This window comes from Jatrophihabitans sp., from assembly GCA_036389035.1.
Taxonomy (GTDB): Bacteria; Actinomycetota; Actinomycetes; order Mycobacteriales; family Jatrophihabitantaceae; genus Jatrophihabitans_A.
The window spans coordinates 178,553-198,060 of sequence record DASVQQ010000039.1 but is presented as its reverse complement, the minus strand read 5'-3'; the positions used below and the strand labels follow the sequence as shown (position 1 = coordinate 198,060).

The following is a 19,508-nucleotide window of genomic DNA, read 5'->3' as shown; positions in this document are numbered from 1 at the left end:
GGTCCAGCCCGGGTCTGTAGTCAGCGGTCCGGCGCCGCTAGGTCGGACGGCCACGCGCCGGCAACCCGCCGGCCAGCCAGCCATCGAGCAGCGGCACCAGATCGAGCAGCTCGTGCACCACCGCGTCCGGGGTGCCCTCGATCCCGGTGGTCTGGGCCACCGGGATGTCGCTGTGCGGCACCAGCACGGCGTGCATGCCGACCCGGTTGGCGCCGAAGACGTCCTCGAAAAGCCGGTCGCCGACGTACACCGCCCGCGCCGGGTCGGTGACGCCCACCGCGTCCAGCGCGGCCCGGAACGCCTGCGGATGCGGCTTGGCCCAGGCGATCTCGGAGGAGTACACCGCCCCGTCGATCAGGTGGTCGACGCCGTCGCGGGCAAAGATCCGCTGGTGCTCGGCGGCCGGCCAGGTCGTGTTGGACAGCACCCCGACCTTGAGGCCGCGCTTGCGCAGCGCCCCGAACAGCTCCGGCACCGCCGGGTCGGTGTAGCTGTGGGCGTCCCACCACTGGTAGTAGGTGCGCAGCTGCTGCTCGGTCAGCGTCAGCGCGGCCTGCTCCAGGATCTGGTCGAAGGTGCCGCTGCGGTGCTCGTCGTCCTTGATCGCTGCCCAGACGCTGCTCTCGGCGGCGTGCAGGGCCGCTGCCTGCGTCTCGTCGGCGGTCACCGCCAGCCAGCACTCGAAGGGGTCGATGGTGTGCCAGGGGGTGAGCGTGCCGCCCCAGTCGAAGATCACCGCGTCCAAAGTCATGCTCGATGAATTACCACACGGCTCTGACGAAGTAGCGTCGCTACGAGCGTTGCCCGTCACCTTCAGAACAGCACTGTGCGCAGCGTGCTGATCTGGCGCATGCCGAGCCGGTCATAGAGCCGGCGTCCGGCGATGTTGTAGTCGTTGACGTACAGGCTGACCGACGGGGCGCGTTGCAGGGCCAACGTCAGCACCGTCGCCATCGCCGCCGTGCCGATCCCCCGCCCGCGCAGGTCCGGACGTACCCAGACTCCTTGGATCTGCGCCGTCTCGCTGCCCAACACCCCGATCTCGGCCTTGAACTCGACCTCGCCCCGGGCGTCGAAGCGGGCGAAGGCCCGGCCGGCGTCGATCAGCTCGGCCACCCGGGCCCGATAGCCGCGGCCGGCGTCCTGACCGGTCGGTGACATGCCGAGTTCCTCGGTGAACATCGACACCGCCGCCGGCAGGAAGCGGGGAAGCTCGCCCGGGTGCACCGGGCGGACCCGGCTGTCCGGTTCGACGTCGGCCGGCGAGTCGGCGTACAGCAACGGCTGGTTGGCCCGCACCGCTCGCGCCGGACCCCAACGCCGGGACAGCACCGACCACATGGCCTCGACCGACTCGGCCGCGCCCACGATCGACGAGCAGCCGCGGCGGTTGCGGGCCAGCTGGCCGGCGATCAGCTCCAGGGCGCCGAGGTCCTCACCCACCGGGATCAGGTTGCCGCCCGCGAAGGCCGCCGCCCGCAACTGCTCACCGGAGTCCCCGAGACCCCACAGGTAGCCGCCCAGCCGCTGGGGATTCAGGTCCGGGGCACGCTGCACGCGGGCGCCGACGACGCAGTTGAGCACCGGGGCGCGCCGCACCAGCGACCGCACCGCCAGCTCGTCGGCAGCCATCAGCACCCGGGGCTGGACCTGAATCAAGGTCATGCACAAAAAGTACCGCCAGCTCGGGCCTACGGCGCACCGGCGCTCGGTTGAGCGCGTCCGAGCACGGGCATTCAGCTGCCCGGCATTGCCGAACGGCCCCCTAGAACGCCGTGCCGTAGAACGGCGCCCGGTCGGTGGAGAACGCCAGCTCGAGCCTGGACAGCAGCCGGGGATCGTCGCAGCGCAGCACCCCGGCCCTGGCCAGGGTGCTCAGCCGGTGCCCGCCGAGATAGGCCGAGCCCAGGCCGGCCAGGCTGAAACTGGCCTGCGCCGGCCGGTCGGTCGGTCGGCAACTGGCGCCGTCCGGGCCGCCGGCCAGCACCAGCCGCCGGTCTCCCAGCAGCGGGTCGACCACCTCGATCACCGCCTCGACCTCGACCGGGTAGGTGCGCGCGGCCAGCGTCGCCGCCGCGTCGATCGGACGCACCCACACGCCATCGTTGACCGCGGTGGTGCGCACCTGCCGAAAGTCGTTGACCAGGAACGGCAGCGGGTCATCGACCGGGATCTGGTGGCTCTCGATGCTCTCGAACAGGTCCATGCCCAGCAGCACCTGCCAGAGCGCGGCATGGGCGTCCGTGCTGCTGATGACGTAGTCGACGATCCGGCATTGCAACGCCGCGATGCCGTCGTTCCACTGCTCCTTGACCCGGTAGCTGACATAGCCCTCCGGGTGCGTCAGGTAGAACTTGGCGCTCATCCCGCCCCGGTGCTGCTCGCGGTCCAGGAACAGGTGGTCCCACCAGGCCTCGGTCCGGTTGAGCGCGCCGGGCACCTGCTCGCGCCAGCGGCGGTGCAGCTCCGGCAACACCGACCGGGCCTGCTCGGCGTTGAGCACCTGCACCTCGCCGCTGGTCTTCTGCCCGGACTGGACGAGCCTGGTGACCCGCCGGTCGAGCACCGTCTTGCGCACCGAAGAGGCCGGACCGTAGCCGAACCTGCCGTAGATGCCGCCCTCGCTGGCGGTCAGGATGGCGGCTGGAACGCCAAGGGCTGCGAAGTCGCGCACCTGCCGGTCCATCAGCGCCCGCAGCACCCCGCGCCGCCGGTGCACCGGGCTCACCGACACCCAGGTGACCCCGGGCACCTGCAGCGCGCCGCCGCCGGGCACCGTCATGGTGAAGTCGTAGTGGCCGGTGACCCCGACGATCTGATCCGCCACGGTGGCCACCGTGAACTGCGGCGGTTGGGCGCCCAGGGCGTCCTCGGCGTCCTGCTCGGTGAAGTGGTCGCCGAACGCGACACCGTCCACTCGCAGGATCTCGGCGTGGTCGTCGGTTGTTCCAGGTCTGAGTTCTAGGTCCACGAAACCTGAGTCTGCTCCGCCGGACCGATCGGCCACAAACGGATTAACGCCGGGCGGCTCAGGTGACGGCGACCGTCGGCTCCCCGGAGCCCACGCCGGCGGCGGTCATCTCCTCGGCCATCCGCAGCGCCTCCTCGATCAGGGTCTCGACGATCATCGACTCCGGCACGGTCTTGATGACCTCGCCGCGGACGAAGATCTGGCCCTTGCCATTGCCGCTGGCCACCCCGAGGTCGGCTTCGCGGGCCTCCCCCGGCCCGTTCACCACGCACCCCATCACGGCGACCCGCAGCGGCACCTCGATGCCCTCCAGCCCGGCGGTCACCTTCTCGGCGAGGGTGTAGACGTCGACCTGGGCCCGCCCGCAGGACGGGCAGGAGACGATCTCGAGCTTGCGCTGGCGCAGGTTCAGCGACTGCAGGATCTGCAGGCCGACCTTGACCTCCTCGACCGGCGGCGCCGACAGCGACACCCGGATGGTGTCGCCGATGCCCTTGCTCAGCAGCGAGCCGAAGGCCACCGCGGACTTGATGGTGCCCTGGAACGCCGGCCCGGCCTCGGTCACTCCGAGGTGCAGCGGGTAGTCGCACTGCTCGGCCAGCAGCTCGTAGGCCCGAACCATGATCACCGGGTCGTTGTGCTTGACCGAGATCTTGAACTCGCGAAAGCCGTGCTCCTCGAACAGCGACGCCTCCCACAGCGCGGACTCGACCAGCGCCTCGGGAGTCGCCTTGCCGTACTTGGCCAGCAGCCGCTTGTCCAGCGAACCGGCGTTCACCCCGATCCGGATCGACACCCCGGCGTCGGCCGCGGCGCGGGCGATGGCGCCGACCTGGTCGTCGAAGGCGCGGATGTTGCCCGGGTTCACCCGCACCGCCGCGCAGCCGGCGTCGATGGCGGCGAAGACGTACTTGGGCTGGAAATGGATATCGGCGATCACCGGGATCTGGCTCTTCCTGGCGATCGCGGGCAACGCGTCGGCGTCGTCCTGGCTGGGGCAGGCCACCCGGACGATGTCGCAGCCGGTGGCGGTGAGTTCGGCGATCTGCTGCAGGGTCGCGTTGATGTCAGAGGTCAGGGTCGTCGTCATCGACTGGACCGAGATCTGCGCGTCACCGCCGACGGCGACCGAGCCCACCGCGATCTTGCGGGACTTCCTGCGTGGCGCCAACACCGGCGGCGGCGCCGCTGGCATGCCCAACGCGACCGGAACGCTCACTGGGGGTTTCCTCGATCCTTCATCGTCTGCTCACTGTGTTCGGCCTCGTGCTGTGCCGGCCTCGTGCTGTGTTCGCCCGCGAATGGCGGCTCGGGCGCCGTCAGCGCAGGTCGAGCAGGTCCACCACGAAGATCAGGGTCTCGCCGCCCTTGATGGCGCCGCCGGCGCCGCGGTCACCGTAGCCGAGGTGCGGCGGGATGATCAGCTCGCGCCGGCCGCCGATCTTCATGCCCTGCACGCCCTGGTCCCAGCCGGCGATCACCCGTCCGTCGCCCAGCGGAAAGGTGAACGGCGAGTTGCGGTTGTAGCTGGCGTCGAACTCCTCACCGGTGGAGTGCGCGACCCCGACGTAGTGCACGACCGCCTGCTGCCCGGCCTGCGCGACCGGACCGTCGCCCTCGATCAGGTCCCGGATCTGCAGCTCGCCGGTCAGCTCGCCGGTCGGCATGTCGACTACTGGCTTGGTCACAGCACTCTCCTTCAGGTTCTGAGTCAGGTTGCTCAGTTGGTCAGGGTGATGGGCTTGACGATATCGGCGTACATCACCAGCACCGAGAAGACGATCAGGATGCTGGCCACCACGTACATCACAGGCACCAACTGGGCGACGTCGACGAAGATCTGCTTCGGACGCTTGCGCAGCCGGGCGAACCCGCGCCGGGTCGCCTCGACCAGGGCGCCGGCCACGTGGCCGCCGTCCAGCGGCAGCAAGGGCAGCAGGTTGAAGAAGAACAGCAGCAGGTTGACGCTGGCTAGCAGGCTGATCAGCATCGAGATCTTGTCCAGGGCCGCCACCTCGGCGCTGTCGGCGATCTCGCCGCCGATCCGGCCCAGGCCGATCACCCCGACCGCGCCCTCCTGGTCGCGCGGGTTGCCCTGGAAGACGGTGCCCACCAGGCTCACGATCTTCTCGGGGAACTGCTGGAGGGCCTTCACGCTCAGCCCCAGCTGCTGCCAGATCACGCTGCGGATCTCGCCAGGGGTCAGCCGCTGATAGGACTCGGTGGTGCTGATGCCGATGAAGCCGGCCTGCTTGGTGGCGCCGGACTCGTCGGCGTACTTGGTGTTGGTCACCGGGGTGATGCTCAGCTGGGTCGGCTGGCCGTCGCGACGCACCGTCAGCGTGAGCCTCGTGTCGGCCGAGGCCTCGATCACCCGCACCGCGTCCGACCATCGCTCGATCGGGGCGCCGTTGATGGCGGTGATCGTGTCGCCGGGCTGCAGCACGCCGTTGGCCGGGGACTTGCGGTAGTCCGAGCTGGTCGGGTCGCAGGTCTGCTGGGTGCTGGTGCTGGGGACCACGCACTCGCTGACCGAGCCGACGGTGGTGGTCGGCGCCCGCAGGCCGATCAGGCCGTACAGCAGGATCGTGAGGATGAAGAAGATCAGCAGGTTCATGCTCGGGCCGCCGAGCATCACGATCATCTTCTTGCCCGGGGTCAACCGGTAGAACTGCCGGTCGCCGTCGGCCGGGGTCACCTCGGTGCGGCTGGCGGCCCGGAACTCCTCGACCAGCTCCCCCATCCGGCGCGGCCAGCGTGACCGGCTGCCGTCCGGGCGCGGGGGCACCATTCCGATCATCCGGATGTAACCGCCCAGCGGGATGGCCTTGAGGCCGTACTCGGTCTCACCGCGCCGGCGCGAGAACAGGGTGGGACCGAAGCCGACCATGTACTGGGTGACCCGTACGCCGAACTTCTTGGCGGGCACCAGGTGGCCGATCTCGTGCAGGGCGATAGAGGCCAGCAGCCCGATGGCGAAGGCAATCACGCCCAGTGCGTAGAGCACGCCTGTGTCATCCTCTCGAACCGCGCCTGCGCGGCCCCCACGGTGTTCCCGGTGTCGTCAGCGTCAATTGTGCCTTGTTCGACCGTTCCCGGCGGCCAACTGCGACTCTTGGCAGAATCCGCCCGGCTCGGGTGGATCGAGCCCCTCAGCCGCCCAGCGTCGCTGCCACCTGCCGCCGCGCCCAGTGCTGCGCCTGTTCGACGTCGGCGATGTCACGCGGATCCCCGGCCGCGGCGTGCTCGTCGGCCAGCCAGCGGTCCAGCACCAACCGCACGGTGTCGACTATGCCGAGAAAACCACAGCCTCCGCTGTGAAAGGCCGCCACCGCCTCCTCGTTCGCCGCGTTGTAGACCGCCGGCGCGCAGCCGCCGGCGATGCCGGCCGCCCGCGCCAGCTCGATGGCCGGAAAGGCCTCGTTGTCCACCGGCTCGAAGGTCCAGGCCTGCGCCTGGCTCCAGTCCAGCCCGGGCGCGGCGCCCTCGACCCGGTCGGGCCAGGCCAGCGCCAGCGCGATCGGCAACCGCATGTCCGGCGGGCTGGCCTGGGCCAGGGTGGCCCCGTCGACGAACTCGACCATCGAGTGCACGATCGACTGCGGGTGCACCACGACGTCGATCCGGTCATAGCCCACCCCGTACAGCAGCTGGGCCTCGATCAGCTCCAGGCCCTTGTTCACCAGGGTCGCCGAGTTCGTGGTGATCAGCGGCCCCATCGCCCAGGTCGGGTGCGCCAGCGCCTGCCGCGGGGTGACCGCGGTCAACTCCTCGCGCCGGCAGCCCCGGAACGGGCCGCCGCTGGCGGTCAGCACCAGCCGGCGCACCTCGGCGGCGCTGCCCGAGCGCAGGCACTGGGCCAGCGCCGAGTGCTCGGAGTCCACCGGCACAAGCTGGCCGGCCCCGGCGGCGGCCAGCACCAGGGGCCCACCGGCGATCAGGGACTCCTTGTTGGCCAGCGCGACCGTCCGGCCGGCCTGCAGCGCCGCCAGGGTGGCCCGCAGCCCCTGCGCTCCGGCCACGCCGTTGAGCACCACGTCGCAGTCCAGGGTGGCCAGCTCTGCTGTGGCGTCCGGGCCGGCGAGCACCTGCGGCGTCGGCTCACCGTCGGACCGGCCGGCGGCCAGCCGCTCGGTCAGCTCCCGCGCGGCGGCGTCGGTGCTGACGCCGACATAGCCGACCTGCCAGCGCAGCGCCTGCTCGGCGAGCAGCTCCAGGTTGGCGCCACCGGCGCAGATGGCCGTGACCGAGAACCGGTCACCGGCACGTGAGATCACGTCCAGGGCCTGGGTACCGATCGAGCCGGTCGAGCCGAGCAGGACGATGCGGCGCTGGCCGGCTGGAGTGCTCATCGCGCCATTCTCACCGACCCGCGCAAGCCGTGGGGCGCCGACATCCCCAGTCGCGGCCCAGGTGCCAGAATGATGGAAGAGCACACCGCGCCGAACCGCCGTTACAGGAGTGATCGAACGTGGCAACCGAGTCCAACCCCATCGCCGGCACCGACGTCGAGCACGCGCGGACCGAGGAGCACGAGCGCCCCGAAGACTGGGGCTGGCACCACGAGTTCGTCACCGGACGCCAGGTCGGCGGCTGGATCACCTTCCTGATCCTCGGCACCCTGCTCACCACGACCCATTACAACGACACCGGCGACGTGGCGCTGATCGCCATGATGGCCGTACTGGCCTGGGGCCTGATCTGGGACCTCCGGCGCCGGCGCACCCAGTGGCGCCGTTGAGCTTCTGCTCATTCCTCGCCCTGGCCCGTCAGGCGGCGGGAGATGTGCGAAGCGCTTCCTCAAGCCGGTTGGCGACGGCGAGCATCCAGCTGCGGTATGAGCTCCAACCGAGGCCGGGAGGGTAGTAGACGAGGCCCAGATCATCCAGGCGCTGTTCCAAGACCGCGTCGGAGTCGCATTCGCCGAGAAGCTGGGTTATCTCGCCCGGCGCGGCGGGAGCGTAACTTGGCTGGTGCTCGACGAAGGCATCGATAGCCTGCGAAAAATCTGCATAATCATCAGCCCAATCCTCGTGCAGGTAACCCCCTAGCAATTGCTCCAGGGCTGGGTACTGCTTCATCGGGTCACCATCGCAGTGTGGATACGGAAACCGATTCCTGTCATCGGGCTTCGTCTGAGCACCAAGCGTATTCCAGTGGCTTGAATGAATCCGGACAAGGCACTCTCGGGCCGTCTGCCGATCATGGAACGTGGATGCCGCCTTGATGCCTGGTTCGGCGGCGAGTCGGTCGCGGAGGAACTCCTCGCTCTTGCCGACGTGCTTGGCCAGGGTGTGGCCGCCGTCGAGCCCTTCGTGGGCCATCAATCCGCCGCCGGGAACGAGGTGGATGACGCGGTCAGCGGTTCGAAGCCCTCGCGTCCGCATGCCGCAGCACGCTAGGCAATCGGTTGGGCTCATGCGTGGAGTTATCCGGCGCTATGCGGGATGACGGACCCAAGGTCCCCAAGCTGGACGGCAGCCGGGCGGGTTGCTCCCCGCCTGCCGTCCAGTGAGGCGACCTTGGACTAGTCGGTCAGCGAGTGCTGCATGTGGCGCGGCGGTCGCCAGCCTTCGTCAACGTCGGCCGTGTGCGTGAGGTACGCGGCCAAGTTGCGGATCATGGACGGATGCAAGGTGCACCGGAACGCCTGCCCGCCGTCGTCCTCGGCGGGCTCGAACTCAATCGCCATCCGGGTCTGATCGGGTGTGTGCCCGAGCTGGCCGAACCGGAACGGGCGCACTAGGTAGGCCGAGAAGTAGCCCGGCCCGCCGTCCTCGGACAGCGCCCCGAAGAACCCGTCGTAGGACCGGCATTCGGTGCGGTGATGGTTCGGGGAGGGATAGCCGCCGTGGAACTGCGGGTGGCTGGCCCGGTCAACGCACCAGTCCGCGCCGTAGTCGAACTGGTAGCTGTCGCCGTCCTCGCCGTCGAGGACGGGCCGCCAGGGCTGCTCGGGTGTCGGCTGCCAGCCGTCCGGGGTGTCGCCCGGCTCGGGCGGGGTCGGGCCGGTGGTGCCGTTACTGTGCTGCATGGGTCGTACTCCTATTCCGGTAGGTAGTGCGATCAAGGCCCTGGTCGGTGTTTGCCGCACCGGCCGGGGCCGCCTCAATGGGTTGTGCTCCTAGCCCGTCCGCTAGGCCCGTCCTCCCCCTTCCAACTCACTCGGCGTGACGGTAGAGGACACCTACGACAGGACTGGGAGGGGGTAATGTCTGTGCCAGACGGACACGTCCGAAGCGGAGGCACGGCGGTATGAGCAACGCCGACGACAAGGCAACCAGCGAGGTCAGCCCGATCGACTTCCTGACCGCGCTGCTGCGCCTGACACCGGAGGACGCGGCGCGGGTCCGCACCGCCACCCCACCCCCGCCAGACCCCGACCACGACCGGGACGAAGGCGACGACTGAGGGGCAGAACCGGGGGAGGTGACAAGCTGGCTCGTCCGAATGGCCACCGAACTCGGCGCAGGGTGTCCTCCCGACGCGGCCCAATCGGGCGCTTGCGGCGTCCTAGGTGTTCCAGTCATACCACGCGACCCAGCATGGCGATGCCGCACTGCAACCGACCGAAGACGACGGTCCCGCCTCGGGGTACGGGCGCATCCAGTGGCACCAGTAGCCCCACTGGTACCTCAGCACCGGAAGGCGTCCAAACCATCCTACTTGCGACAACTGATCCGATCCCTCACTATTGGCAAATGGTGAGAAACCCCTGTCGGCTCCGGGGAATCAGGTTCTCCGTCGGCCCGCACCACCAGTTTGGTCGCACGAAATCGCGCGTTGCGCTGCGTTGTGCGGGGGGCGTGTGGCCCCGTCGCGCTACAGTGTCACACTTCATACCTCAACGGCGCACCTGCGCGATTGCACAGGCAGTATGCGGTAGGCCGCCCTAAAGGCGCATACGGAGGACGGGGAAGTGACAGAACCTGACGACGAGGACTCCGGTTCGGATCTCGCTGATCCCGAGGTGCCGCCTGCTCCACGCCTTCGGGTGATGTTCGGGCTCCGCATCCTAGATCGAGTCGTTACCTTCGTGTTGTGGATCGGGGTCATCTTCGCGGCTGGCTGGTTCATCCACTGGGCAATGGTGCCGCTTGCGGAGGCCGTGTCCGGCAAGTCAACCTCATTCAGCGCTAACGTTTCGTTCACTTTCAGCGCAACATTGGCTCTGACCAATGTGGGTACGTTTATGTGGGGCAGGCGGCACAAGAGCGACAACGAGCGTCTGAGGCGACGCAATGAAGATCTGCAGCGGCGATTGCAACGCTCTGGTGCCAAGCCACGCAAGGCGCGGAGGGGGTCCAGCCGGTGACTGCGTGTGATCAGCGTTAGCTTTACGAGCAGGGTTGCGGTATGGTATCTGCAGATAAGGGGGGCGAAGCGATATGATGCCTGACCAGTTCGCGATGTTCGTAAGCTTGGCCGGCACTGTGATCGGCCTCGTCTTCATCACCCTCTACCAGGTCCCGGCGATCGCAAAAGTCGGGTTTCAAAACCAGCTCTCCGCCCTGAAGGATAGCGCTGAAGATTTGCTTCTCGACGGCGAGATCGAACACGGAGCGTGTATCGACGCCTTTATTCGCCGTTGTGATCTGGCGGCGATGCACGCAGGAAGCTACTCGATACTACGTGCTGCCATCGCGGCCAAGTACTTGGCCCGCCATGGCGTTTTCGCCGAGGAGCAAGGTCAACGTTTGTACCCGAGCGTCGCCGCACTGTCACCAAATGAGCGTAGGATCATCCACGACTTAGACGCGCGTTTCCAGGCATCCATGCGCCGCTACTTATTGACTAGCTCGCCTAGTGGCTGGCTACTAGCTACGCTTATCAAACTGAGTTCGTTTGTACTTCGACGATCGGAAACGAAGACTCAGGAACTCGTACAGGGCTACGGGGAAGCTGCGGTTTCGATGTCGAAAGAACTGCGTACACAGCGGCGCTTGAGCCCCGTGCTAGTCGGCCACGGCGCTCCGTTTCGACGACCGTAGCGCAGCGATCTGAGAGCTTTGAACAATTCGGAGAAGTCTTTGAGGGCCGCAGGCCAACTCTGCGAGCCCAGAGTCGATGACCTTCGCCGGCCGTAAAACTGTCGGGGGTATAGGGCAAAATCCCCTTTATGAAACAGGAGTTTAGCATCCCGAAGCTCGCCGGGATGCTGCGGACCGAGACAGACGCCTACCTGCTGCTGGAGCGGTTGAGGTGGGGCGGCGAGGGCCCGGAGGCGTGCCCGAAGTGTGGCGCGGTCGGCCGTCAGTTCTTCCTGAACCCCGCCAACCGCCATCTCCGTAAGACCCGCACCGGCAGGCCGACCGAACGCCGGATCTGGAAGTGCGGGCACTGCCGCCGCAAGTACAGCGTGCTGACCGACACCATCTTTCACGGCACGAAGATCAGCATCCGGACGTGGCTGCTGGTGATCTTTGAGTTCTCCGCGTCGAAGAACTCGATCAGCGCGTGGGAGATCTCCCGCAAGTACGAGGTCACCAACGAAACCGCTTGGCACATGCTGCACCGCATCCGGGAGGCCACGAAGTTCGGCCCGCCGGCCGGCCTGCTCGGCGGCGCGGTCCAGGTCGATGAAACGTGGATCGGTGGCGAGCCGAAGAACCGGCACCGCAACGATCCCCGCGAGCGGCCCCGCGCCTACGGCACCAGCGACAAGCAGCCGGTGGTGTCGCTGGTGCACTACGAAACCCGCTCGGCTTACTCGCGGGTGGTGGCCGACGTGACCGCCAAGTCCCTGCTGCCAGCCATCCGCGCAGTGATGGACCCCAAGCGGACCCATCTGCACACCGACTCCGCCCGCGCCTACCAGCAGATCGCGCGCGAGTTCGCCGCCCATGAGTACGTCAACCACTCAGCCGGGGAGTACGCACGCGGCAACGTGTCCACCAACCTCAACGAGGGCTACTTCTCCCAGCTCAAGCGGTCCCTGGACGGCACCCATCACCACGTCAGCGTGGAGCACCTACAGCGCTACCTGCACCAGTTCGACTTCCTCTACACCCACTGCAAGGCCACCGACTCAGACCGGATGCGCCTGGTGCTCAGCAACGTCGCCGGACGGCGACTGCCGTACAAGCCGGTGCCTGCCAAAGTGGACTTCTAGCCGGGTGTTAACGTGACCGTCGCCATAAACATCGGGGGACACGATGACTGACTATGAAATCGTTTGCACCAACCAGGAAAGCGACCACGGCCACATCACCCATGTGGGGCTCGGCGTCGGTGACGGCACCTACTACAGCCGCCCAACCGTCGCTGAGGTCTACGCGCTGATCGACGCAGGGCACTACTTCCACACTGGCAGTTCCGACGCCGGTGACTACGCGACTGTCGCCAAGTTCGACTGCACCCAGTGCGGGCGTCCTACGCTGCGCTCTCACGCCGACAAGTACTGGAACAACAACCTGGACAACCTTGGCAACTGCACCGTCTAGCCGAGTTCGACCATCCGGCCGTAGCCGGTTCGCCGGATTGGTTCCGGCGCACCTTCTGTCCCGGGATGGCAGGTATACCCCGCGCCGACTGCCAAGCAATTGGCGATGAACTGGACCAGCCAGTCCAGGTCGCTCACTGGAACCTCGATCATGTAGCGGTTGTCGAGAGTCAATAGCACCTTGCCGCCCTCGGTCGGGCAGGCATCCAAGTAAGGCACCCGGTACCCGTTCACCACCACCGCGTGTGACTTGAACGGCCCAATTATCTCAACGCCCACAGCCGCCGCCCCTCACCCTTGGGTCCGTCATCCCGCATAGCGCCAGTTATCCACAGCTCACGCTGGCCAGGTCAGAGTTCGCGGATGCCCCAGGGCGACTGGTAGTCCCCGGCCAGCAGGTCCAGGAACGGCACCGCGTCGAAGGCCTCCGGGCCGAGGACGCCGGCCCCGGACCAGACGCCGCCGGCGATCAACTCCAGGGCCACCACCGGGTTGACCGCGGTCTGCCACAGCACCGCCTGGCAGCCGTACTCGGCCATCGACCAGTCGTTGTCCACCACGTGGTAGAGGTAGCTCGAGCGGGGCCGGCCGTCCAGGCCCCGGCCGCGCACCCACACCCCGGCGCAGGTCTTGCCGCGCATCCGGTCTCCAAGCTGGGCCGGATCCGGCAGGACGGCGGCCACCACGTCGCGCGGGCTGACCATGGCCTGGCCCACCCGCACCGGGACCACGGAGTCCAGCCCGAGCTGGTGCAGCGTGCGCAGCACCCCGATGAACTCCGCGCCCAAGCCGTACTTGAAGTCGACCCGGCCGGCCTTGAGCCAGCGAGGCATCAACAGCACCTCTTCGTGCTCGACGTTGACGCACTCCACCGGGCCGATCCCCTCCGGGAAGTCGAAGACCTCGGGCTCGCTGAACGGCTCGGTGGTGTACCAGCCGCGGCCGGCCTGATAGATCACCGGCGGGTTCAGGCACTCCTCGATGGTGGTCCAGATCGAGAAGGTCGGCGCGAACATCGGCTGGCCGGCCTCGTCCAGCACCTCCAGGTTCGCGCCGTCGCGCACGCCCAGGTAGTCGATCTCTGAGAACAGGTGGTCACTGGCGTAGCGGGCCAGCACGTCGGACAGGCCGGGCTCCACGCCCATGCCGACCAGGGCGAGCCGGCCGGCCCGCTCCCAGTCCGCCGCCATCGCGAACTGCTCGTCACCCAGCTTGACACCGGTCTGGGAGAACGGGTCCTGCGGATGCGGGCGTGACAGCGACATCGCCATGTCCAGGTAGTGCGCGCCGGCCGCCAGCGCCGCCCGGAAGATCGGCATGGTGAACCGCGGGTCGGTCGCGCCCAGCACCGCGTCGATCCGGTGCTCGGTGAGCAGCCGGCTGATCGCCGCCTCGTCCGAGGCGTCCAGCCGGGCCGCCGCCAGCCGCGGGTCACCGGTGGCGGCCGCGGCGCGTTGGGCGCGTCCGAGGTCGTAGTCGGCCAGCAGCACGTGCTCGAAGAACGGCCGCCTGGCCGCGATCTTGACCACCGCCGAGCCGACCCCGCCGGCCCCCAGGATCAGCAGCCGCACGCGATCACCGGCCGTCCAGCAAGGGTTGGGACGGATCCCAGCGGGTGCCCTGGGCCGCGTCCTTGCGACGCCGGGCGATCGCCGACAGCGACTCCAGCACCACCCGGTTGGCCAGGAAGGAGGTGATGTCGGCATGGTCGTAGGGCGGTGACACCTCGACCAGGTCGATGCCCACGACCGGCAGCTCGTAACAGATCCGGCGGACCGCGTCGAGCAGCTGCCGAGCGGTCAGGCCGCCAGGCTCGGGGGTGCCGGTTCCCGGCGCGTGCCCGGGGTCGCAGACGTCGATGTCGACCGACAGGAACACCCCGTCGCACTCGTCCATGGCGATCTGGAACGACTCGGTCAGGCAGGCTTCCAGGCCCCGGGCGGTGATCTCGGTCATCTCGTAGGAGCGCATGCCCTGCCCGGCCATCCAGTCCAGCGTCTCCGGCGGCGGCCAGTAGCCACGCAGCCCGATCTGCAGGAACCGGTCACCGCGCACGGCGCCGGACTCGATCAGCCGGCGCATCGGCTGGCCGTGCCCGATCAGCGAGCCGAACTCGATGTCGCCGGTGTCGGCGTGCGCGTCGAAGTGGATCATCGACACCCGGCCCTGGCCCAGGTGCTGGGCGACGCCGGCCGCGTCCGGCCAGGCGATGGTGTGATCGCCGCCCAGGATGAGCGGGATCGCCCCGGTGGCGGTCACCGCGTGCACCGCGACCTGCAGGTCCCGCACCGAGCGCTCGGCGTCGCCGGAGAACAGCTCCACGTCCCCGGCGTCATAGACCACCAGGTCGTCCCTCAGTCCGTCCACCCGCATCGCCAGCGACGGCCGGCTGCCGTCGTGTGCCAGGTAGCAGCTCTGCCGGATGAACTGCGGCCCGAACCGGGTGCCCGCGCGGTGCGAGGTGCCACCGTCGAACGGGGCCCCCAGGATCACCACGTCGGCGTCGGAGTAGCTGGCCGGGTCGGCCCAGTCACATCGGGGCACGCCCAGAAAGGTGATGTCGGGGCCGAACTGTGCGCCGTAGCGCGCCATGCTTCCTCCAGTGACCAGCGTGTGCGGGTGGATTACTTCAGCGGGTGCGGACGCGGGTGCGGGTGCGCCCGGCCAGCTGGCCGATCGCCACCGCGACCACCGCCAGCAGGAACATCGCCGTTCCGATCACGTTGATCTGCACCGGCGTTCCGCGCGCCGCCGCGCCCCAGACGTACATCGGGAACGTGATCGAGGCGTTGGAGGCGTTGAAGTTGGTGATGATGTAGTCGTCGAAGGACAGCGAGAACGCCAGCAGCGCCCCGGCGGCGATGCCGGGCGCGGCCAGCGGCAGCGTGATCCGGCGGAAGGTCTGCAGCTCGTTGGCGTACAGGTCCGCGGCCGCCTGTTCCAGCCGCGGGTCCAGGCCGGCCAGCCGCGCCTTGACGGTCACCACCACGTAGCTGAGGCAGAACATGATGTGCGCAATCAGGATGGTGGTCCGGCCCAGCGGGATGCCGGTGCTGACGAACAGCGTCAGCAACGACGAGCCCATCACCACCTCGGGGGTGGCCATCGGCAGGAAGATCAGCAGGTTGGACCCGGTGCGGCCACGGAAGCGGTACCTGGCCAGCGCGAAGGCGATCATCGTCCCGAACAGCGTCGAGACCAGCGTGGCCGCCAGCCCGATCTTGAGCGACAGGCTCAGCGACTCGCACATCCCCGGCGCCCCGCACGGATCACGCCAGGCGTCGAGGGAGAACCGCTGCCAGGTGTAGTTGAAACGGCCGTTGGGCTTGTTGAAGGAGAACAGCACCACCACCAGGTTGGGCAGCAGCAGGTAGATAAGCGCCAGCACCGCCGCCACCCAGACGAGGTTCTCGCGCAGCACCGCCCAGGGCGACCTGCGGCGGCGGGCGGGGGCTCCTTGCTTGCCGGCGCGGCCGGCCGGCCGGCTCCGGGGCAGGGTCTCGACCATCAGACCAGCTCCTCGGTTCCGGACTTGCGGATGTAGACCGAGACCAGCACCAGGATGGTCAGCATCAGCGCGAACGACAGCGCGGCAGCGGTCGGGTAGTCGTTGATGCGCAGGAAATAGCCCTCGATCACCTGGCCGATCATCGCGGTGTTGGGATTGCCCAGCAGCCGGGAGTTGATGTAGTCCCCGGCCGCCGGGATGAAGGTCAGCAGCGTCCCCGCGACCACGCCGGGCATCGACATCGGCAGCGTGACCCGGCGAAAGGCGGTGAACGGCGTGGCGTACAGATCACCGGCTGCCTCCAGCAGCCGCGGGTCCAGCCGGTCGAGGCTGGCGAACAGCGGCAGGATCATGAACGGCAGGAAGTTGTAGGTCAGTCCCGTCACCACCGCCAGCGGCGAGCTCAGCAACTGGCTGCCGTTGGTCCAGCCCAGCGCGCTGGTCAGCTCGATCAGGTGGGTGCCGCGGAAGAACTTCATCACCAGGCCGTCGGAGTTCAGGATGGTCTGCCAGGCCAGCGTGCGCAGCAGGAAGCTGGTGAAGAACGGGGCCACCACTATCACCAGCAGCAGCGCCTTCCAGCGGCCGGACTTCAGCGCGATGGCATAGGCCAGCGGGTAGCCGATCAGCAGCGCCAGCACGGTGGCCAGGAAGGCGTAGAGGAACGAGCGAAAGAACTGCCGGTAGAAGTCCGAGAGCGCGTCGGTGTAGGTGGCGAAGCGGAAGGTCAGCCGGTAGCCGGTCTCCAGGCTGCCGGTCTGCAGCGACTGGGACAGCAGGAAGATCATCGGGACCACGAAGAACACCGCGAGCCACAGCAGCCCCGGCAGCAGCAGGAAGTACGGCACGCCGGCGACCCGGCGGCGCGGTCGGCCGGCGCCGGGTCGCGCGCCGCCGGGCTGCTCGAGAACTGCCTGAACGCCGCTGGACTGGGCGCCGCTGGTCATCCGGGCGCCTCGCCGTCGAGGTCGATGCCGGCCGCGCTGTCCTGGTTGGCGTCCAGGGCGAAGGTGTGCTCGGCGGCGAAGCTCAGGCTGACCCGGTCGCCGGGCCGGTGGATGCCGGCGTTGCCCCGGTTCTGCTCGAACACCATCAGCTGCTGGTCCCAGGGCGTGCGAACCAGGTACTGGGTGCTGACGCCCATGAAGCTGGCGTCGGTGACGACGGCGCCCTCGATGCGGTTCAGCCCGGCGACCGGCTGCCCGGTTCCGTCGTGCGCTGTCTGGCCGAACCCGGTCTTTCCGCCCACGGTCTTTCCGTCCACGGTCTCGCCGTGCACCGAGATCTTCTCGGGACGGACGCCGACCCAGACCTCGTCGACCCCGCCGGGCAGCCGCCCGGCCGGCACCCGCACCGTCCCGCGGGGCAGCGCCACCGTCACCGAGTCCGACTGCCGCTGCTCGACGGTGGCCCGGATCAGGTTGGACTGGCCCAGGAAGTTCGCCGCGAACGTGGTGGCCGGGTTCTCGTAGAGGTCGGCCGGCGCGCCGAGCTGCTCGATCCGTCCGGCGTTCATCACCGCGATGGTGTCGGCCATCGTCATGGCCTCTTCCTGGTCGTGGGTGACGTGCACGAAGGTCAGCCCGACCTCGGTCTGGATCCGTTTGAGTTCCACCTGCATCTGCCGGCGCAGTTTCAGGTCCAGGGCGCCCAGCGGCTCGTCGAGCAGCAGCACCGCCGGCCTGTTGACGATGGCCCGGGCCAGGGCCACCCGCTGCTGCTGGCCACCGGACAGCTGCGCGGGCTTGCGGCCGGCCAGCGCCTGCAGCTCGGTGAGCTCCAGCACGTCGGCGACCTGCTTGTCCACCTGCGCCGAGCGCCGCCGCTTCAGCCCGAACGCCACGTTCTCCCAGACGCTCAGGTGCGGGAACAGCGCGTAACTCTGGAACACGGTGTTGACCGGGCGCCGGTAGGCCTTGTCGTAAGTGATGTCACGGCTGCCGATCCGGATCTCACCGTGGGTCGGCGGCTCCAGCCCGGCGACCATCCGCAGGGTGGTGGTCTTGCCGCAGCCGGACGGGCCGAGCAGGGCGAAGAACGAGCCCTGCGCGATTGTCAGATCCAGGGAGTCCACGGCGGTGAACTGCCCGAACCGCTTGGTGAGCGAGGTGAGCGTCAGGTCACCGGAGTCCTGCGGCAACAGCTCAGCCACCGGTGGTCAGGGCCTGAAACGCCTTGTTGTACCTGGTCTCCTCGTCCTCGCTGAGCCCGCGGAAGACGTGGGCCCGGCCCAGCACCTCCTCGGAGGGGAAGATCAGCGGGTTGTTGGCGACGTCCGGGTCCTCGGCCACCAGGATCTCCTGGGCGCCTTTGATCACCGAGATGTAGTTGACGTAGCCGACCACCTGCGCCATGACCTTCGGGTCGTAGAAGTAGTTGATCAGGGTCTCGGCGTTCTTCTTGTGCTTGGCCTTGTTGGGGATCACGAAGTTGTCCGACCAGATCATGTGCCCGGCAGAGGGCAGCGCGTAGCCCAGGCTCGGGTTGTCGGCCTTGAGCTGCACCACGTCACCGGTCCAGGCCAGGCACGCGGCGATGTCGCCGGAGGCCAGGCCCTTGCCGTACTCGTTGCCGGTGAAGCCCTTGAGCTGGCCGCTGTCCTTGGCGTCGGTCAGTTGCTGGATGGCCGCGTCGAAGTCGGCGTCGGTGAAATCGGCGGGGTCCTTGCCCATCGCCAGCAGGGTCATGCCGACGGTGTCGCGCATCTCGGTCAGCAGGGTGACCTTGCCCTTGAGCGCCTTGTCGGTGAGCAGCTGCTCGATCGTCTCGATCTTCTTGCCGCCGGTGGCCTTGGGGTTGTAGCCGATGCCGGTGAAGCCGGACTGCCAGGGCAGCGAGAACTTGCGTCCCGGATCGAACTCGACGTCGGACAGGGTGTCCTGGATGTTCTTGACGTTGGGGATGTTGGCCTTGTCCAGCTGCTGCACCCAGTTCAGCCGGATCAGCTTGGCCACCATCCAGTCGGTGGAGCACCAGAGGTCGCGGCCGGTGTCGGCGTTGGCGCGCAGCTGCGGCTGCACCTTGGCGAAGAACTCGTCGTTGTCGTTGTAGTCCTCGGTGTAGGTGACCTTGATGCCGGTCTGCTTGGTGAACGCATCCAGGCTGGGGCGGGCCTGGGTGTCGTCATCGACGTCGATGTACTCCGGCCAGTTGGACCAGCTGACGATCTTCTCGGTGTCCGAGCGGTCCGCCGCCGCCTGCGAGGACGGGTCGGCCTTGGTGGCGGTGCCCTCGGTGCCGCAGGCGGCGAGCAGGCTGGCCAGCCCGGTGACCCCGATTCCGGCGAGCATGCTCCGGCGGCTGAGCAGTCCCCGGGTGAAGGCCCGGTCCCACGCGTGATCCCGCTCGGAAGGGTGGTCGGTCATCGGAAGTCTCCCTCGTCGGCGATCGGGTGCGACACGCCTGGCTGGCGGCACCGGATCTAGGCCATGCTAGCCACGGATGGTCACATCTTCGCCGCGGGCCGGGCCAGCAATTCCGTGACGATCCGGCGACCGGTCAGCGGGGTTTCAGCGGGCCTGGGTAGCTAGGAGCGCACGATATAGCCACTGTTAAGGTCGATCTGCTTCGGATTCACTTGCATTCCG

23 protein-coding genes are annotated in these 19,508 nt (G+C 68.3%); 7 read left to right on the top strand and 16 right to left on the bottom strand.

Annotated features, from left to right (window positions below):
• Nucleotides 1-37: 37 nt before the first annotated feature.
• The 7 genes from VF557_19670 to dxr form a co-directional block, all read right to left on the bottom strand.
• A complete protein-coding gene (locus VF557_19670) occupies nucleotides 38-751 on the bottom strand; it encodes an HAD family hydrolase (GenBank protein ID HEX8082436.1) in 714 nt (237 codons plus the stop codon).
• A gap of 62 nt (nucleotides 752-813) precedes the next feature.
• Entirely contained in the window at nucleotides 814-1,665 is an 852-nt protein-coding gene (locus VF557_19665) for a GNAT family N-acetyltransferase (protein HEX8082435.1), read from the bottom strand.
• Nucleotides 1,666-1,765: 100 nt separating this feature from the next.
• Nucleotides 1,766-2,971 carry a GNAT family N-acetyltransferase gene (locus tag VF557_19660; protein ID HEX8082434.1) on the bottom strand — a complete coding sequence of 402 codons (1,206 nt, stop codon included), beginning with the start codon at nucleotides 2,969-2,971 and terminating at the stop codon, nucleotides 1,766-1,768.
• A gap of 58 nt (nucleotides 2,972-3,029) precedes the next feature.
• Complete coding sequence (gene ispG, locus VF557_19655) at nucleotides 3,030-4,166, bottom strand: flavodoxin-dependent (E)-4-hydroxy-3-methylbut-2-enyl-diphosphate synthase (protein HEX8082433.1); 1,137 nt, start codon at nucleotides 4,164-4,166, stop codon at nucleotides 3,030-3,032.
• A gap of 124 nt (nucleotides 4,167-4,290) precedes the next feature.
• The gene (locus VF557_19650; GenBank protein ID HEX8082432.1) at nucleotides 4,291-4,659 is read right to left on the bottom strand and encodes an FKBP-type peptidyl-prolyl cis-trans isomerase; all 369 of its coding nucleotides are present in this window, start codon (nucleotides 4,657-4,659) and stop codon (nucleotides 4,291-4,293) included.
• Between the two features lie 32 nt (nucleotides 4,660-4,691).
• Complete coding sequence (locus VF557_19645) at nucleotides 4,692-5,978, bottom strand: site-2 protease family protein (protein HEX8082431.1); 1,287 nt, start codon at nucleotides 5,976-5,978, stop codon at nucleotides 4,692-4,694.
• A gap of 145 nt (nucleotides 5,979-6,123) precedes the next feature.
• Nucleotides 6,124-7,323, bottom strand: a complete 1,200-nt coding sequence (gene dxr, locus VF557_19640) for a 1-deoxy-D-xylulose-5-phosphate reductoisomerase (GenBank protein ID HEX8082430.1) — start codon at nucleotides 7,321-7,323, stop codon at nucleotides 6,124-6,126.
• Nucleotides 7,324-7,442: 119 nt separating this feature from the next.
• On the opposite strand from dxr, the gene VF557_19635 reads away from it, so the two are divergent.
• Nucleotides 7,443-7,712: a DUF2631 domain-containing protein gene (locus VF557_19635; protein ID HEX8082429.1), complete on the top strand. Its 270-nt coding sequence runs from the start codon at nucleotides 7,443-7,445 to the stop codon at nucleotides 7,710-7,712.
• Nucleotides 7,713-7,740: 28 nt separating this feature from the next.
• Here the strand turns inward: VF557_19635 and VF557_19630 are convergent, their stop codons facing one another.
• Entirely contained in the window at nucleotides 7,741-8,052 is a 312-nt protein-coding gene (locus VF557_19630; protein HEX8082428.1) for a contact-dependent growth inhibition system immunity protein, read from the bottom strand.
• Nucleotides 8,053-8,136: 84 nt separating this feature from the next.
• On the opposite strand from VF557_19630, the gene VF557_19625 reads away from it, so the two are divergent.
• Complete coding sequence (locus VF557_19625; protein ID HEX8082427.1) at nucleotides 8,137-8,373, top strand: hypothetical protein; 237 nt, start codon at nucleotides 8,137-8,139, stop codon at nucleotides 8,371-8,373.
• A 125-nt stretch (nucleotides 8,374-8,498) separates the two neighbouring features.
• Here the strand turns inward: VF557_19625 and VF557_19620 are convergent, their stop codons facing one another.
• The gene (locus VF557_19620) at nucleotides 8,499-9,005 is read right to left on the bottom strand and encodes a hypothetical protein (protein HEX8082426.1); all 507 of its coding nucleotides are present in this window, start codon (nucleotides 9,003-9,005) and stop codon (nucleotides 8,499-8,501) included.
• Between the two features lie 221 nt (nucleotides 9,006-9,226).
• Here VF557_19620 and VF557_19615 point away from each other — a divergent pair, with 221 nt between their 5' ends.
• The 5 genes from VF557_19615 to VF557_19595 all read left to right on the top strand — a co-directional run bounded on the left by VF557_19615 (nucleotide 9,227) and on the right by VF557_19595 (nucleotide 12,414).
• Nucleotides 9,227-9,382, top strand: a complete 156-nt coding sequence (locus VF557_19615; GenBank protein HEX8082425.1) for a hypothetical protein — start codon at nucleotides 9,227-9,229, stop codon at nucleotides 9,380-9,382.
• 508 nt (nucleotides 9,383-9,890) lie between these two features.
• Nucleotides 9,891-10,286, top strand: coding sequence for a hypothetical protein (locus VF557_19610; protein HEX8082424.1), 396 nt, complete (start codon nucleotides 9,891-9,893; stop codon nucleotides 10,284-10,286).
• A 76-nt stretch (nucleotides 10,287-10,362) separates the two neighbouring features.
• The gene (locus tag VF557_19605) at nucleotides 10,363-10,962 is read left to right on the top strand and encodes a hypothetical protein (protein HEX8082423.1); all 600 of its coding nucleotides are present in this window, start codon (nucleotides 10,363-10,365) and stop codon (nucleotides 10,960-10,962) included.
• 128 nt (nucleotides 10,963-11,090) lie between these two features.
• Nucleotides 11,091-12,083, top strand: a complete 993-nt coding sequence (locus VF557_19600; GenBank protein HEX8082422.1) for an IS1595 family transposase — start codon at nucleotides 11,091-11,093, stop codon at nucleotides 12,081-12,083.
• Nucleotides 12,084-12,126: 43 nt separating this feature from the next.
• Nucleotides 12,127-12,414: a DUF3892 domain-containing protein gene (locus tag VF557_19595; GenBank protein ID HEX8082421.1), complete on the top strand. Its 288-nt coding sequence runs from the start codon at nucleotides 12,127-12,129 to the stop codon at nucleotides 12,412-12,414.
• Here VF557_19595 and VF557_19590 read toward each other — a convergent pair.
• The 7 genes from VF557_19590 to VF557_19560 all read right to left on the bottom strand — a co-directional run bounded on the left by VF557_19590 (nucleotide 12,411) and on the right by VF557_19560 (nucleotide 19,286).
• Complete coding sequence (locus VF557_19590; GenBank protein HEX8082420.1) at nucleotides 12,411-12,692, bottom strand: hypothetical protein; 282 nt, start codon at nucleotides 12,690-12,692, stop codon at nucleotides 12,411-12,413. The two genes, VF557_19595 and VF557_19590, sit on opposite strands and share 4 nt — an antisense overlap.
• Before the next feature lie 71 nt (nucleotides 12,693-12,763).
• A complete protein-coding gene (locus tag VF557_19585) occupies nucleotides 12,764-13,984 on the bottom strand; it encodes a saccharopine dehydrogenase C-terminal domain-containing protein (protein ID HEX8082419.1) in 1,221 nt (406 codons plus the stop codon).
• Between the two features lie 4 nt (nucleotides 13,985-13,988).
• Nucleotides 13,989-15,005, bottom strand: coding sequence for an agmatinase (gene speB, locus VF557_19580; protein ID HEX8082418.1), 1,017 nt, complete (start codon nucleotides 15,003-15,005; stop codon nucleotides 13,989-13,991).
• Between the two features lie 37 nt (nucleotides 15,006-15,042).
• A complete protein-coding gene (locus VF557_19575) occupies nucleotides 15,043-15,921 on the bottom strand; it encodes an ABC transporter permease (protein ID HEX8082417.1) in 879 nt (292 codons plus the stop codon).
• The gene (locus tag VF557_19570; GenBank protein HEX8082416.1) at nucleotides 15,921-16,868 is read right to left on the bottom strand and encodes an ABC transporter permease; all 948 of its coding nucleotides are present in this window, start codon (nucleotides 16,866-16,868) and stop codon (nucleotides 15,921-15,923) included. Before VF557_19570 ends, VF557_19575 begins: the two co-directional genes overlap by 1 nt.
• Nucleotides 16,865-18,073 carry an ABC transporter ATP-binding protein gene (locus VF557_19565; protein ID HEX8082415.1) on the bottom strand — a complete coding sequence of 403 codons (1,209 nt, stop codon included), beginning with the start codon at nucleotides 18,071-18,073 and terminating at the stop codon, nucleotides 16,865-16,867. The genes VF557_19570 and VF557_19565 overlap by 4 nt, the downstream gene beginning before the upstream one ends.
• The gene (locus tag VF557_19560; GenBank protein ID HEX8082414.1) at nucleotides 18,066-19,286 is read right to left on the bottom strand and encodes a spermidine/putrescine ABC transporter substrate-binding protein; all 1,221 of its coding nucleotides are present in this window, start codon (nucleotides 19,284-19,286) and stop codon (nucleotides 18,066-18,068) included. The genes VF557_19565 and VF557_19560 overlap by 8 nt, the downstream gene beginning before the upstream one ends.
• Nucleotides 19,287-19,508 lie beyond the last annotated feature (222 nt).

Bases quoted from the DNA above. Each gene is read 5' to 3' on its own strand.
- VF557_19670 (HEX8082436.1), bottom strand. From the start codon at position 751: ATGACTTTGGACGCGGTGATCTTCGACTGGGGCGGCACGCTCACCCCC.
- VF557_19665 (HEX8082435.1), bottom strand. From the start codon at position 1,665: ATGACCTTGATTCAGGTCCAGCCCCGGGTGCTGATGGCTGCCGACGAG.
- ispG (HEX8082433.1), bottom strand. From the start codon at position 4,166: ATGCCAGCGGCGCCGCCGCCGGTGTTGGCGCCACGCAGGAAGTCCCGC.
- dxr (HEX8082430.1), bottom strand. From the start codon at position 7,323: ATGAGCACTCCAGCCGGCCAGCGCCGCATCGTCCTGCTCGGCTCGACC.
- VF557_19630 (HEX8082428.1), bottom strand. From the start codon at position 8,052: ATGAAGCAGTACCCAGCCCTGGAGCAATTGCTAGGGGGTTACCTGCAC.
- VF557_19625 (HEX8082427.1), top strand. From the start codon at position 8,137: ATGAATCCGGACAAGGCACTCTCGGGCCGTCTGCCGATCATGGAACGT.
- VF557_19620 (HEX8082426.1), bottom strand. From the start codon at position 9,005: ATGCAGCACAGTAACGGCACCACCGGCCCGACCCCGCCCGAGCCGGGC.
- VF557_19615 (HEX8082425.1), top strand. From the start codon at position 9,227: ATGAGCAACGCCGACGACAAGGCAACCAGCGAGGTCAGCCCGATCGAC.
- VF557_19605 (HEX8082423.1), top strand. From the start codon at position 10,363: ATGCCTGACCAGTTCGCGATGTTCGTAAGCTTGGCCGGCACTGTGATC.
- VF557_19600 (HEX8082422.1), top strand. From the start codon at position 11,091: ATGAAACAGGAGTTTAGCATCCCGAAGCTCGCCGGGATGCTGCGGACC.
- VF557_19595 (HEX8082421.1), top strand. From the start codon at position 12,127: ATGACTGACTATGAAATCGTTTGCACCAACCAGGAAAGCGACCACGGC.
- speB (HEX8082418.1), bottom strand. From the start codon at position 15,005: ATGGCGCGCTACGGCGCACAGTTCGGCCCCGACATCACCTTTCTGGGC.
- VF557_19575 (HEX8082417.1), bottom strand. From the start codon at position 15,921: ATGGTCGAGACCCTGCCCCGGAGCCGGCCGGCCGGCCGCGCCGGCAAG.
- VF557_19570 (HEX8082416.1), bottom strand. From the start codon at position 16,868: ATGACCAGCGGCGCCCAGTCCAGCGGCGTTCAGGCAGTTCTCGAGCAG.
- VF557_19560 (HEX8082414.1), bottom strand. From the start codon at position 19,286: ATGACCGACCACCCTTCCGAGCGGGATCACGCGTGGGACCGGGCCTTC.